The sequence below is a fragment of the Piscinibacter defluvii genome, from assembly GCF_004011805.1.
In the GTDB taxonomy this organism is placed as follows: domain Bacteria; phylum Pseudomonadota; class Gammaproteobacteria; order Burkholderiales; family Burkholderiaceae_C; genus Piscinibacter; species Piscinibacter defluvii.
On record NZ_ML137199.1, the window covers coordinates 194,259 to 207,401 of the forward strand.

Below are 13,143 nucleotides of genomic sequence, written 5' to 3' on the forward strand. Positions count from 1 at the left end.
GTTTGTCGAGTCACGCGAGCCCTCCCGTCGTGTGAACAGGCCCTAGCGCAAGCGCCGCGCCACCAGTGCGGCCAGGCCCAGCGCCAGCAGCGAGGCGCTGCCGGTGGCCAGCCAGGTCCAGTGCCAGCCGCCCGCGCGGGCGGCCAGCGCGGCGACGATCGGCGGCCCGGCGAACTGGCCCAGGGCCGACAGCTGCTGCATCCAGCCCACCGTCGTCGAGACGGTGTCCTCGCCCGGCGCCAGGCGCATGGCGAGCGCGAACAGCGTGGCCGGCACCATGCCGCCGACACCCGAGAACACCAGCACCGCGAGGAAGCGTCCGGCCGGCGGCAGGCCCGCCTCGGGGCCGCCGGCAAAGGCCGCGCCGGCGGCCAGCGCCATCACGACGAAGCCGGTGGCCAGCAGCCGCGGCGGGGCCACGCCGCGCTGCAGCAGGCGCCCGGCGCCGAGGTTGCCGAGCATGTTGACCGCGGCGGCCAGCGCGGTCAGCACGCCGGTCAGCGCCGGCGCGATGCCGGCGCCGGTGTAGATGGTGGGCAGGAAGCCGATCACCGCCAGCCACTGGCTCGAGTAGAGCGCGAAGCAGCCCGCCACCAGCCAGGGCCCGGCGTCGCGCAGCGTGCGCGCCAGGCGCTCCGGCAAGCCGCCGCTGCGTGCATCCGCCGGCGCCTCGACGACCGTGCGCAGCGACAGCGCCGACAGCGCGGACAGCGCACCCAGCAGCAGCCACCACGAGCGCCAGCCCAGTGCCGCGATCCACACCGGCCCGGCCAGCAGGCCGATCGCCGCGCCCAGCGGCATGTAGGTGCCCCACACGCCCAGCATCAGCGACAAACGCTGCGGCGGCACCAGGCGGCGCATCAGTCCGGGCGCGGGCAGCACCACCATCAGGAAGCCGACGCCCTCCAGCGCGCGCAGCGCGAGCAGCGTCGCGACGCTCTCGGCCGCCGCGCCGAGCACGCTCGCGGCGGCCAGCAGTACCAGCCCGGCCTGCATGCTGCGGCGCAGCCCGATCGCGTCGGCGAGCAGGCCGAAGACGATGCCCGCCGCCATGCCGGCCGCCTGCACCAGCGAGAGCAGGAACCCCGCCTCGACCAGGCTCATGCCCAGAGCGTCGCGCAGCGCGACGATGGCCGGGGGCAGCTTGCCGACATGCAAGGCGGCACACACGCCGGCGGCGAACACCAGCCAGGCGGCGCGCCGCGCGGCGGCGCTGGGATTCGGATCGGTCATCGCGTTGCAGTGTGCCTGCGGCGCGGTCGGCGTGACGCCGCGCCGCGCGCGGTGACCCGAACGCAGGCCGCGTCATGCCGGCGTGAAATGAGCCCGTGATCTGAGCCACGCGCACTTGTGGCATCGGTCGGCGCCACGCGCATGCCTGGTCGCTTCTTCCTACAGTGCCGTCACTGCCACTGACACCTCCAGGGAAGGACGGTCGAGATGAAGAAGAATCGTTGGATCAGCGCCTGGGCCCTCGCGGCCGTCCATGCCCTCGCGGGCGCCCAGTCGGCCGCCGACGGCGACATCGTGTGGGTGGAGAACGAAAGCTTCGGCTTCGAGGCCTGCAGCGCACTGAATGGCGTGAACGGTGCCGAGAGCGCGTCGGCCACGCTGGCCGCGCTGCGCAGCAGCGCCGCGGGCGAGGTGCGGGAGGCGGTACGCCTGTCGGGCGTGGCCGTGGACGGCCCGCAGCGCCTGACGCTGACCCCGGTGGAGGGCCGCTTCGCCTGCGGCGCGGACGACAGCCAGGTGACCTTCCGCCTCGCCGCGGTCGACTCCCTGGGCGGTAAGTTCTGGTCGGCCGACCTGACCGTGCGCGCGCAGGAAGCGGCCACCGACCGCGCCGGGATCGCCGCACTGGCGGCCGACCTCGCGCAGTCCTTCCGCGGTGTCGTGTCCCGCTCGGCCGGCCTGCGCTGAGCGGATCCGGGGCCCCGCCCCGGAGCGGCTGGCTACACTGCCGGCCGTGGAAACCAAGTGGCTCGAGGACTTCGTCAGCCTCGCCGAGACGCGCAGCTTCTCGCGCTCGGCGCAGCTGCGCCACGTCACCCAGCCCGCGTTCTCGCGCCGCATCCAGGCCCTCGAGGCCTGGGCCGGCATCGACCTGGTCGACCGCTCGTCCTATCCGACGCGGCTGACGCCCGCGGGCGAGACGCTGCACGCGCAGGCGCTCGAGATCCTCGGCACGCTGCAGGCCACGCGCAACATGATGCGCGCACACCAGAGCGGCGCGGCGGACATGATCGAGTTCGCGGTGCCGCACTCGCTGGCCTTCAGCTTCTTCCCGCAGTGGCTGACGGACCTGCGCGAGCGCTTCGGCGCGCTCAAGAGCCGCCTCATCACGCTGAACGTGCACGACGCGGTGCTGCAGCTCACCGAGGGCGGCTGCGACCTGCTGATCGCCTACCACCACGCGAGCGACCCGCTGCAGCTGCCGGGTGACCGCTACGAGATGCTCAGCCTCGGCCGCGAGACACTCGCGCCCTATGCCAAGGCCGACGCGGCGGGCGCGCCGCTGTACCGCCTGCCCGGCTCACCGGCGCACAAGCTGCCCTTCCTGAGCTACGGCGAGGGCGCCTACCTCGGCCGCCTGGTCGGCGTGATCATGCGCGAGGCCAGCCCTGCGCTCGCGCTCGAGCCGGTCTACGAGACCGACATGGCCGAGGGCCTGAAGGCGATGGCGCTGGAGGGCCACGGCCTGGCCTTCCTGCCCGCCAGCTCGGTGCGCAAGGAGCTCAAGGGCAAGCGCCTGGTGCGTGCCGCCGAGCCGGGCCAGCACGAGCTGACCATGGAGGTGCGCATCTACCGCGAGCGGCCCGAGACCGCGCGCCACGCCAAGGCCGGCGCGCTGGCGCTGTGGGACTTCCTGCGCAGCGAGGCGCGCCGGTCTCCGGCTCAGGGTTGACCCGGAGGGGCCATGCAAGGATTGCATGGCCCGGCCGCGAAACGGCATTGGCCACGACACGGGGGCCGCGCCTACAGTGCGCCCCCATGCAAGCAGACACCCCCCAAGCGACCCGCACCGAGCAGGACTTCCTCGGCCCGCGCGTCATCCCGCAAGCCGCCTACTGGGGCGTGCACAGCGCCCGCGCGGTGGAGAACTTCCCGATCTCCGGCCACACGGTCGGCCAGTGGCCCGAGCTGGTGCGCGCGCTGGCCGCGGTCAAGAAGGCGGCGGCGCGCGCCAACCGGGGCTTCGGCGTGCTCGACGCGCCGCGCGCCGAGGCCATCGAACGCGCCTGCGACGACCTGCTCGCCGGGCAGCTGCACGAGCAGTTCGTGGTCGACGTGATCCAGGGCGGCGCCGGCACCTCGACCAACATGAACGCCAACGAGGTGATCGCCAACCGCGCGCTCGAGCACCTGGGCCGCCAGCGCGGCGACTACGCGGCGCTGCACCCGAACGACCACGTCAACGCCTCGCAGAGCACCAACGACGTCTACCCGACCGCGCTGCGCCTGGCGGCCTGGGCCGGCATCGAGGCGTTGCTCGCCGAGATGGCCGCGCTGCGCGGCGCCTTCGCCGCCAAGGCGGAGGAGTTCAAGGCGGTGCTGAAGATCGGCCGCACCCAGCTGCAGGACGCGGTGCCGATGACGCTCGGCCAGGAGTTCCAGGCCTTCGCCATCATGATCGGCGAGGACGAGCAGCGCCTGCGCGAGGCACGTGCGCTGATCCAGGAGGTGAACCTGGGCGCCACGGCGATCGGCACCGGCATCAACGCGCCGCACGGCTACGCCGAGGCGGTGATCCCGCTGCTGCGCGAGACCAGCGGCGTGCCGGTCACGCTGGCCGAGAACCTGGTCGAGGCGACGCAGGACACCGGCGCCTTCGTGCAGCTGTCGGGCGTGCTCAAGCGCGTGGCCTGCAAGCTCAGCAAGACCTGCAACGACCTGCGGCTGCTGTCCTCCGGCCCGCAGGCCGGCTTCGGCGACATCCGGCTGCCGCCGCGCCAGGCCGGCTCGTCGATCATGCCGGGCAAGGTCAACCCGGTGATCCCGGAGGTGATGAACCAGGTCGCCTTCGAGGTGATCGGCAACGACGTGACGATCACGATGGCCTCCGAGGCCGGGCAGCTGCAGCTCAACGCCTTCGAGCCGATCATGGGCTGGTCGCTGCACAAGAGCATCGTGCACCTGAGCCGGGCCTGCCGAACGCTGCGCGAGAACTGCGTCGAGGGCATCGCGGCCAACCACGAGCTGCTGGCGCGCCGCGTGGCCGAGTCGGTGACGCTGGTGACGGCGCTGAACCCGATCATCGGCTACGAGAAGGCGGCGCTCATCGCCAAGACCGCGCTGGCCGAGGGGGGCACGATCGCGGCCACGGCGCAGCGCCTCGGGCTGATGGGCGAGGCCGAGATGGCCGCGCTGCTGGTGCCCGAGCGGCTCACCCAGCCGGTGCGGCTGGTGCGCTGAGCGGGGCTCGCCGAGTGGTCTAGGCATGGAGCTTGCGAACCCGATGGCCACACCCGCTGCGGGGCGGGGAACCCCGTGAAGACCCGGATGTCCCCGCTCCCTAGAATCCCGTTCTTCCTTCACCCTCTGTCAACCCCTCAGGAGTCGCTATGAAGAAGGCTGTGCAGGTCTCGCTCGTCGCGCTGGCCGCCGCGTTGGTGGCCGCCGGTGCCCAGGCGGACACGCTCAAGAAGATCAAGGAGTCCGGCTCGGTGACCATGGGCGTGCGCGAGTCCTCGGGCGCGCTGGCCTACACGCTGGGCGACGGCAAGTACGTGGGCTTCCACACCGAGGTCTGCACCAAGGTGCTGGCCGACATCCAGAAGCAGCTCGGGCTGGCCAAGCTCGACATCAAGTACCAGCCCGTCACCTCGCAGAACCGCATTCCGCTGGTGCAGAACGGCACCGTGGACATCGAGTGCGGCTCGACCACCAACAACGCCACGCGCCAGAAGGACGTGGCCTTCGCTGTGACCACCTACGTCGAGGAAGTGCGTATCGCCACCAAGGCGAACTCGGGCATCAACTCGATCAAGGACCTGAACGGCAAGACGATCGCCACCACCACCGGCACCACCTCCGTGCAGACCCTGCGCAAGCACGAGCGTGCCGGCGGCGTCGACTTCAAGGAGGTGTTCGGCAAGGACCACGCCGACAGCTTCCTGCTGCTCGAGAGCGGCCGCGCCGACGCGTTCGTGATGGACGGCCAGATCCTGGCCGGCAACATCAGCAAGTCCAAGAACCCGGCCGACTACAGGATCGTCGGCGAGGTGCTGTCGGTCGAGCCGATCGCGATCATGTTCCGCAAGGACGACCCGGCCTTCAAGAAGGCGGTGGACGACAGCATCATCGCGCAGATCAAGAGCGGCGAGATGGCCAAGACCTACGACAAGTGGTTCATGCAGCCGATCCCGCCCTCGAACACCAAGGTCGGCCTGCCGCTGTCGGAGGCCACCAAGGCGGCCTGGGCGAACCCGAACGACAAGCCGATGGAAGACTACGCGAAGAAGTAAGCGCGGCCCTTTCGCCCCGGCGCCACCCAGGCAAGCCCTGAGGCGCCCGGGCGCGGGGCTTGCTTATGCTGCGTCAAGCGCGGCGACGGTCACCCCGCGTCGCGCTTTTTTCTGCCCGATCACGACAAGAGCCCAGGAGGCAGCGCGATGACATGGGACTGGCAGGTGTTCCTGCAGGACACCGGCGGAGGGGAAACCTACCTGCAGTGGATGATGTCGGCCTGGGGATGGACGCTCTCGGTCGCAGCCTGCGCGCTGGCGGTGGCGCTGCTGGTGGGCTCGCTGATGGGCATCCTGCGCACCACGCCGCACAAGGGGCTGGTGCTGCTGGGCAACGCCTGGACCGAGCTGTTCCGCAACATCCCGCTGCTGGTGCAGATCTTCCTCTGGTACCACGTGATCCCGGCCCTCTTCACCAGCCTGAAGAGCGTGCCGAGCTTCGTGCTGGTGGTCTTCGCGCTCGGCTTCTTCACCTCGGCGCGCATCGCCGAGCAGGTGAAGGCCGGCATCCAGGCGCTGCCCAAGGGCCAGCGCTACGCCGGCCTGGCGATGGGCTTCACGCTGCCGCAGACCTACCGCTACGTGATCCTGCCGATGGCCTTCCGCATCGTCATCCCGCCGCTGACCAGCGAGTCGATGAACATCATCAAGAACTCCTCGGTGGCCTTTGCGGTGAGCATCGCCGAGCTGACGATGTTCGCGATGCAGGCGCAGGAGGAGACCTCGCGCGGCGTGGAGATCTACCTCGCGGTGACGGCGCTGTACTTCGTGTCGGCGTTCGCGATCAACCGTCTTGCGCTCTTCATCGAACATCGCGTGGCCGTGCCCGGCATGATCGGAGGCCACAAGTGAACCTCGACTTCGGCTTCCTCAACTGGGGTGTCATCTCCAGCTTCGTCGCCAAGGGCTTCATCTTCTCGATCCAGCTGACCATCATCGCGATGCTGGGCGGCATCGCGCTGGGCACCGTGCTGGCGCTGATGCGGCTGTCGGGCAAGAAGTGGCTGGTGCTGCCGGCGGCGTTCTACGTGAACACGCTGCGCTCGATCCCGCTGGTGATGGTGATCCTGTGGTTCTTCCTGCTGATCCCGCTGCTGATCGGGCGGCCGATGGGCGCGGAGCTGTCGGCCATCATCACCTTCACGGTGTTCGAGGCGGCGTACTACTCCGAGATCATGCGCGCCGGCATCCAGAGCGTGCCCAAGGGCCAGGTCCACGCCGGCTATGCGGTGGGCATGACCTATGCGCAGTGCATGAAGCTGGTCGTGCTGCCGCAGGCCTTCCGCAACATGCTGCCGGTGCTGCTGACGCAGACCATCATCCTGTTCCAGGACACCTCGCTGGTCTACGCGATCGGCGCCTACGACCTGCTCAAGGGCTTCGAGGTCGCGGGCAAGAACTTCAACCGGCCGGTGGAGACCTACCTCGTCGCCGCCGTCGTCTACTTCATCATCTGCTTCTCGCTGTCGATGCTGGTGCGCCGGCTGCAGCAGAAGATCCAGATCATCCGCTGAGGAGGCTGCAGTGATCGACATCAAGAACGTCAGCAAGTGGTACGGCAGCTTCCAGGTCCTGACCGACTGCACCACCAAGATCGAAAAGGGCGAGGTGGTGGTGGTGTGCGGGCCGTCGGGCTCGGGCAAGTCCACCCTGATCAAGACCGTCAATGCGCTCGAGCCCTTCCAGAAGGGCGACATCGTGGTCGACGGCATCAGCATCTCCGACCCGAAGACCAACCTGCCCAAGCTGCGCAGCCGCGTGGGCATGGTGTTCCAGCACTTCGAGCTGTTCCCCCACCTCTCGGTGACCGAGAACCTGACGATCGCGCAGACCAAGGTGCTCGGCCGCAACGCCGACGAGGCCAAGACACGCGGCCTGAAGATGCTCGACCGCGTGGGCCTGATGGCGCACAAGGACAAGTACCCCGGCCAGCTCTCCGGCGGCCAGCAGCAGCGCGTGGCGATCGCGCGGGCGCTGTCGATGGACCCGATCGTGATGCTGTTCGACGAGCCCACCTCGGCGCTCGACCCCGAGATGGTGGGCGAGGTGCTCGACGTGATGGTGCAGCTCGCCAACGAGGGCATGACGATGATGTGCGTCACCCACGAGATGGGCTTCGCGAAGAAGGTCAGCCACCGCGTCATCTTCATGGACGCCGGCAAGATCGTCGAGGACTGCAAGAAGGAAGACTTCTTCGGCAAACCCGACGCCCGCTCGCCGCGCGCGAAGGACTTCCTGTCCAAGATCCTGCAGCATTGACCCCCCCGTAGCGCCTGCGGCGCTCCCCCCAGGGGGCGCCGCCAGCGGACCGGCGAAGCCGGATCCGCGGCGACAGCTTGATGGTGGCCTGGGCGGGAGACCCCTCAGCACGTAGCCACGCAAAGAGTGTTTGAATCGCGGGCGTGGACAGTCGCGCCGCCAGCCCGCTCTACCTGCTCGAACGCTCCGACGTGGGCGTGGTGCAGCTCGACCGCGACCTGACCGTGGTCGCCATGAACAGCTTCGCCCGGCGCGCGCTGCCGGTGGAGGACAAGCAGCCCTTCGAGAAGATGGTGCTGTCGTTCCACCCGGAACGCTCGGTGCCGAAGGTGAAGTTCCTGCTCGACCAGGCCGAATGCCCGGTCAGCAACCCGCCGCCGATGACGATGATCATCAACATCCCCGAGCGGGTGCTGCTGATCAAGGTGACCAAGCTGTCCGACCTGCGCGGTGAGACCACCGGCTACACGCTGATCTTCTACGACATCACCGACGTGGTCTCGCGCGACGAGCCGGCCGCGCAGAAGCCGGCGGCCAAGCGCCAGCTGCAGAAGATCCCCACCGTCTCGCAGAACCGCATCGTGCTGGTCGATGCCGACGAGGTGAGCTACGTGCGCGCCGAGGGCCACTACACCTGGGTGAGCACGCCGCGCGGCGCGAGCTTCTGCAACTTGAACATCTCCGACCTGGCCGAGCGACTGGACGGCGCCTCGTTCCTGCGCATCCACCGCAGCTACCTCGCCAACCTGGAGTTCGCCGAGCAGATCGTGCGCGACGACGGCAAGGTCAGCCTGAAGCTGCGCGGCGAGAACTCGGCCCTGCCGGTGGCCCGCACCAGCGTGCCGCTGCTGCTGGCGCGCCTGGGCATCGCCGAGGCCGACGGCGCGCGCTGACGGCGGATCCGGGTTAACCCGCTGGCCTGGCCGCGGCGCTGCCGCTCGTGGCCGGCGCGCCGCATTTCGTGCATCGCCACGCGCGGTTCGTGCAGACGCGCGACCCCGGCGCCGCGCGCCGCCCTATCTTGGCGCCCGTCAAGCCGGCACCCCGACCGGCTCGCCCAGGAGACACGCACGATGATCCCGCCCGGATTCGACTACCACGCGCCGCGCTCGGTGGCCGAGGCGATCGGCCTGCTCGGCAGCCTGCCCGACGCCAAGCTGCTGGCCGGTGGCCACAGCCTGCTGCCGATGATGAAGCTGCGCTTCGCCCAGCCGGCGCACCTGATCGACCTGAACCGCATCGACGCCCTGCGCGGCATCCGCGAGGAGGGCGCGACGGTCGTGATCGGCGCGATGACGGTCGAGAACGACCTGATCGCCTCCCCGCTGCTGCAGGCCAAGGTGCCGCTGCTGCCCGAGGCGGCGAAGCAGATCGCCGATCCGCAGGTGCGCAACCGCGGCACGATCGGCGGCGACATCGCGCATGGCGACCCGGGCAACGACCACCCGGCGCTGATGCTGGCGCTGGACGCCACGTTCACGCTGGAAGGGCCTAAGGGCAAGCGCCAGGTCGCGGCCGACGGCTTCTTCCACGGCACCTACATGACGGCGCTGGCGGAGGACGAGATCCTCACCGAGATCCGCATCCCGGCCTGCGCGCCCAGGACCGGCCATGCCTACGCCAAGCTCAAGCGCAAGACGGGCGACTGGGCCACCGCCGCCGCCGCCGTGGTGCTGCGCATGGACGGCGGGAAGGTGAGCCACGTGCGCATCGCACTGACCAACCTGGCGCCGGCCGCGCTGCGCGCCGCCGAGGCCGAGGCCGCGTTGCTCGGCCAGCCGCTGAGCGACGCGGCAATCGCCGCGGCCGCCACCAAGGCCGTGGCGGCCTGCGACCCGGCCGAAGACCTGCGCGGCGACCGCGAGTACAAGCTCGCGATGGCCGGCCAGATGGTGCAACGCGCGCTGCGCCAGGCCGCAGCGCGCTGCCAGTGAGAGGAGACGTCGCATGGGCAAGAAACTCGTCACCGTCAAGGTGAACGGCAGAACGGTCGAGAAGGCCGTCGAACCGCGCCAGCTGCTGGTGCATTTCCTGCGCGAGGAATGCAGCCTGACCGGCGCGCACATCGGCTGCGAGACCAGCCACTGCGGCGCCTGCACCGTCGACATCGACGGCAAGTCCGTCAAGAGCTGCACCCACCTCGCGGTGCAGTGCGAGGGCTCGGAGGTGCTCACGGTCGAGGGCCTGGCGCAAGGCGGCGTGCTGCACGCGGTGCAGGAGGGCTTCTACAAGGAGCATGGGCTGCAGTGCGGCTTCTGCACCCCGGGCATGCTGATGCGGGCCTACCGCTTCCTGCAGGAGAACCCGAACCCGACCGAGGACGAGGTGCGCGCCGGCATGAGCGGCAACCTGTGCCGCTGCACCGGCTACCAGAACATCGTCAAGGCGGTGCTGTACGCGGCCGCCAAGCTGCAGGCGACTGCGAAGGAGGCCGCATGAACGCGCCCGAAAGAATCGCTGCGCTGCAGGGCCTGGGTGACGCGCGCCTGCGCAAGGAGGACGCACGTTTCATCCAGGGCAAGGGCAACTACGTCGACGACATCAAGCTGCCCGGCCTGCTGCACATGGACATCGTGCGCAGCCCGCTGGCGCATGCGCGCATCAAGTCCATCGACAAGAGCGAGGCGCTCAAGGTGCCGGGCGTGATCGCCGTGCTGACGGCCGAGGACCTGAAGCCGCTCAAGCTGCACTGGATGCCGACGCTCGCCGGCGACGTGGCCGCGGTGCTGGCCGACGGCAAGGTGCACTTCCAGATGCAGGAGGTGGCAGTCGTCATCGCCGAGGACCGTTATGCCGCGGCCGACGGCGTGGAGGCGGTGCAGGTCGAGTACGAGGAGCTGCCGGTCGTGATCGACCCGTTCGCCGCGCTCGAGCCCGGCGCGCCGGTGCTGCGCGAAGACCTGGCCGGCAAGACCGAGGGCGCGCATGGCGCGCGCGAGCACCACAACCACATCTTCACCTGGGAGGCGGGCGACAAGGCGGCCGCCGACGCCGCCTTCGCCAGCGCGCCGGTCACGGTGAAGGAGCGCATCTTCTACCCGCGTGTGCACCCCTGCCCGCTGGAGACCTGCGGCTGCGTCGCGAGCTTCGACCCGGTGCGCGGCGAGCTGACGACCTGGATGACCTCGCAGGCGCCGCACGTGGTGCGCACCGTGGTGTCGTTGCTGTCGGGCCTGCCGGAATCGAAGATCCGCATCGTCTCGCCCGACATCGGCGGCGGCTTCGGCAACAAGGTCGGCGTCTACCCCGGCTACGTGTGCGCCATCGTCGCGAGCATCGTGCTCGGCAAGCCGGTGAAGTGGATCGAGGACCGCATCGAGAACATCTCGACCACCGCCTTCGCGCGGGACTACCACATGGACGGCGAACTCGCCGCGACGCCGGACGGCAAGATCCTCGGCCTGCGCGTGGACGTGATCGCCGACCACGGCGCCTTCGACGCCTGCGCCGACCCGACCAAGTACCCCGCCGGCCTGTTCCACATCTGCTCGGGCAGCTACGACATCCCGGCCGCGTGGTGCCGGGTCAAGGGCGTGTACACCAACAAGGCGCCGGGCGGGGTGGCCTACCGCTGCTCGTTCCGCGTCACCGAGGCGGTGTACGTCATCGAGCGCATGGTGGACATCCTGGCGCAGAAGCTGGGCATCGACAAGGCGGAGATCCGCGCCAGGAACTTCATCCGCAAGGAGCAGTTCCCGTACCACAGCCCCTTCGGCTTCGAGTACGACTCGGGCGACTACCACACCGCCTTGAAGAAGGTGCTCGACACCTGCGACTACCCCGGCCTGCGCGCCGAGCAGGCGAAGAAACGCGCCGACCCGAACAGCCCGACGCTGATGGGCATCGGCCTCGTCACCTTCACCGAGGTGGTCGGTGCCGGCCCGAGCAAGATGTGCGACATCCTCGGCGTCGGCATGTTCGACAGTTGCGAGATCCGCGTGCACCCGACCGGCAGCGCGATCGCGCGCATGGGCACCATCACGCAGGGCCAGGGCCACCAGACCACCTACGCGCAGATCATCGCCACCGAGCTCGGCATCCCGAGCGAGGTGATCCAGGTCGAGGAGGGCGACACCAGCACCGCGCCCTACGGCCTGGGCACCTACGGCTCGCGCTCCACGCCGGTGGCCGGTGCGGCGATCGCGCTGGCCGCGCGCAAGATCCACGCGAAGGCGCGCAAGATCGCGGCCCATCTGCTGGAAGTGGGCGAGAACGACCTCGACTGGGAGATCGACCGCTTCAAGGTCAAGGGCGACGACGCGAAGTTCAAGACCATGAAGGACATCGCCTGGGCCGCCTACCACCAGGCCCCGCCCGGGCTGGAGCCCGGGCTCGAGGCGGTGCACTACTACGACCCGCCCAACTTCACCTACCCGTTCGGCATCTACCTGTGCGTGGTCGACATCGACCGCGGCACCGGCGAGACCCAGGTGCGGCGCTTCTACGCGCTGGACGACTGCGGCACGCGCATCAACCCGATGATCATCGAGGGCCAGATCCACGGCGGCCTGACCGAGGGCTACGCGGTGGCGATGGGCCAGCAGATGCCGTTCGACGCGCAGGGCAACCTGCTGGGCAACACGCTGATGGACTACTTCCTGCCCACCGCGGTGGAGACGCCGAAGTGGGAGACCGACTTCACCGTCACGCCCAGCCCGCACCACCCGATCGGCGCCAAGGGCGTGGCCGAGTCGCCGCATGTCGGCTCGATCCCGACCTTCACGGCGGCGGTGGTGGATGCCTTTGCCCACCTCGGGGTCAAGCACATGACGATGCCGCATTCGGCGTACCGTGTCTGGAAGCAACTCAAGGAAAGCGGCGTGGCGCTGTAATGGAAGTCAAACTGGACAAGCGGTACCCGCTGGAAGTCGATGCCGAACGCGCGTGGCAGGTGCTGCGCGACGTGAAGGCGGTGGCCGGCTGCATGCCCGGCGCCGAAATCACCGAGCAGCTCGACGCCACGCACTACAAGGGCACGGTGAAGGTCAAGGTCGGCCCGGCCAACGCGGCCTTCGGCGGCGACATCGAGGTGAAGCAGCTCGACGAGGCCACGCGCCGCCTGCAGCTGTTCGGCAAGGGCGCCGACCGCGGCGGGTCGTCCGCCTCGATGGACCTGACCGCCACCGTCGAGCCGGGCGAGACGCCGGCCAGCTCGGTGCTGGTGGGCCAGGCCGCGGTGGTGGTGAACGGCAAGTTCGCGCAGTTCGGCGGCCGCATGATGACCCAGGTGTCGGACATGCTGCTGGCGCAGTTCGTCGACAACTTCCGCGCCGCGGCGGCTGCGTTGCCGGGGCCGGAGGCCACCGCCGCGCCGGCACCGGCACCGCAGGCCGCGCGCGAGATCAACGGCCTGGCGATCCTGTGGAACCTGATCAAGGCCTGGCTGGCCGGCCTGTTCGGCAAGCGCGCTTGAACCGTT

General features: G+C 69.7%; 13 protein-coding genes. 12 read left to right on the forward strand and 1 reads right to left on the reverse strand.

Annotated features, from left to right (window positions below):
- Window positions 1-42 precede the first annotated feature (42 nt).
- Window positions 43-1,233, reverse strand: a complete 1,191-nt coding sequence (locus tag D9C15_RS07870) for an MFS transporter (protein WP_127996889.1) — start codon at window positions 1,231-1,233, stop codon at window positions 43-45.
- Window positions 1,234-1,440: 207 nt separating this feature from the next.
- Between D9C15_RS07870 and D9C15_RS07875 the strand changes: the two genes are divergently transcribed.
- From D9C15_RS07875 to D9C15_RS07930, 12 genes are all read left to right on the forward strand, one after another.
- On the forward strand, window positions 1,441-1,920 hold the full coding sequence (locus D9C15_RS07875; protein ID WP_127996890.1) for a hypothetical protein: 480 nt from the start codon (window positions 1,441-1,443) through the stop codon (window positions 1,918-1,920).
- 46 nt (window positions 1,921-1,966) lie between these two features.
- Window positions 1,967-2,905 carry a LysR substrate-binding domain-containing protein gene (locus D9C15_RS07880; RefSeq protein WP_127996891.1) on the forward strand — a complete coding sequence of 313 codons (939 nt, stop codon included), beginning with the start codon at window positions 1,967-1,969 and terminating at the stop codon, window positions 2,903-2,905.
- An 86-nt stretch (window positions 2,906-2,991) separates the two neighbouring features.
- Window positions 2,992-4,413, forward strand: coding sequence for an aspartate ammonia-lyase (locus tag D9C15_RS07885; protein WP_127996892.1), 1,422 nt, complete (start codon window positions 2,992-2,994; stop codon window positions 4,411-4,413).
- A 149-nt stretch (window positions 4,414-4,562) separates the two neighbouring features.
- The gene (locus D9C15_RS07890; protein WP_127996893.1) at window positions 4,563-5,465 is read left to right on the forward strand and encodes an amino acid ABC transporter substrate-binding protein; all 903 of its coding nucleotides are present in this window, start codon (window positions 4,563-4,565) and stop codon (window positions 5,463-5,465) included.
- Window positions 5,466-5,612: 147 nt separating this feature from the next.
- On the forward strand, window positions 5,613-6,317 hold the full coding sequence (locus tag D9C15_RS07895; RefSeq protein WP_127996894.1) for an amino acid ABC transporter permease: 705 nt from the start codon (window positions 5,613-5,615) through the stop codon (window positions 6,315-6,317).
- The gene (locus tag D9C15_RS07900) at window positions 6,314-6,979 is read left to right on the forward strand and encodes an amino acid ABC transporter permease (RefSeq protein ID WP_127996895.1); all 666 of its coding nucleotides are present in this window, start codon (window positions 6,314-6,316) and stop codon (window positions 6,977-6,979) included. Before D9C15_RS07895 ends, D9C15_RS07900 begins: the two co-directional genes overlap by 4 nt.
- 10 nt (window positions 6,980-6,989) lie before the next feature.
- The gene (locus D9C15_RS07905) at window positions 6,990-7,724 is read left to right on the forward strand and encodes an amino acid ABC transporter ATP-binding protein (RefSeq protein WP_127996896.1); all 735 of its coding nucleotides are present in this window, start codon (window positions 6,990-6,992) and stop codon (window positions 7,722-7,724) included.
- A 143-nt stretch (window positions 7,725-7,867) separates the two neighbouring features.
- Window positions 7,868-8,617, forward strand: a complete 750-nt coding sequence (locus D9C15_RS07910) for a PAS domain-containing transcriptional regulator (protein WP_127996897.1) — start codon at window positions 7,868-7,870, stop codon at window positions 8,615-8,617.
- A 180-nt stretch (window positions 8,618-8,797) separates the two neighbouring features.
- Window positions 8,798-9,658, forward strand: coding sequence for an FAD binding domain-containing protein (locus tag D9C15_RS07915; RefSeq protein WP_127996898.1), 861 nt, complete (start codon window positions 8,798-8,800; stop codon window positions 9,656-9,658).
- A 13-nt stretch (window positions 9,659-9,671) separates the two neighbouring features.
- Entirely contained in the window at window positions 9,672-10,163 is a 492-nt protein-coding gene (locus tag D9C15_RS07920; protein WP_127996899.1) for a (2Fe-2S)-binding protein, read from the forward strand.
- On the forward strand, window positions 10,160-12,556 hold the full coding sequence (locus tag D9C15_RS07925; protein WP_127996900.1) for an aerobic carbon-monoxide dehydrogenase large subunit: 2,397 nt from the start codon (window positions 10,160-10,162) through the stop codon (window positions 12,554-12,556). The genes D9C15_RS07920 and D9C15_RS07925 overlap by 4 nt, the downstream gene beginning before the upstream one ends.
- Window positions 12,556-13,137: an SRPBCC family protein gene (locus D9C15_RS07930; RefSeq protein WP_127996901.1), complete on the forward strand. Its 582-nt coding sequence runs from the start codon at window positions 12,556-12,558 to the stop codon at window positions 13,135-13,137. Before D9C15_RS07925 ends, D9C15_RS07930 begins: the two co-directional genes overlap by 1 nt.
- Window positions 13,138-13,143 lie beyond the last annotated feature (6 nt).

Bases quoted from the DNA above. Each gene is read 5' to 3' on its own strand.
- D9C15_RS07890 (WP_127996893.1), top strand. From the start codon at position 4,563: ATGAAGAAGGCTGTGCAGGTCTCGCTCGTCGCGCTGGCCGCCGCGTTG.
- D9C15_RS07930 (WP_127996901.1), top strand. From the start codon at position 12,556: ATGGAAGTCAAACTGGACAAGCGGTACCCGCTGGAAGTCGATGCCGAA.
- D9C15_RS07915 (WP_127996898.1), top strand. From the start codon at position 8,798: ATGATCCCGCCCGGATTCGACTACCACGCGCCGCGCTCGGTGGCCGAG.
- D9C15_RS07895 (WP_127996894.1), top strand. From the start codon at position 5,613: ATGACATGGGACTGGCAGGTGTTCCTGCAGGACACCGGCGGAGGGGAA.
- D9C15_RS07870 (WP_127996889.1), bottom strand. From the start codon at position 1,233: ATGACCGATCCGAATCCCAGCGCCGCCGCGCGGCGCGCCGCCTGGCTG.
- D9C15_RS07875 (WP_127996890.1), top strand. From the start codon at position 1,441: ATGAAGAAGAATCGTTGGATCAGCGCCTGGGCCCTCGCGGCCGTCCAT.
- D9C15_RS07885 (WP_127996892.1), top strand. From the start codon at position 2,992: ATGCAAGCAGACACCCCCCAAGCGACCCGCACCGAGCAGGACTTCCTC.
- D9C15_RS07925 (WP_127996900.1), top strand. From the start codon at position 10,160: ATGAACGCGCCCGAAAGAATCGCTGCGCTGCAGGGCCTGGGTGACGCG.
- D9C15_RS07920 (WP_127996899.1), top strand. From the start codon at position 9,672: ATGGGCAAGAAACTCGTCACCGTCAAGGTGAACGGCAGAACGGTCGAG.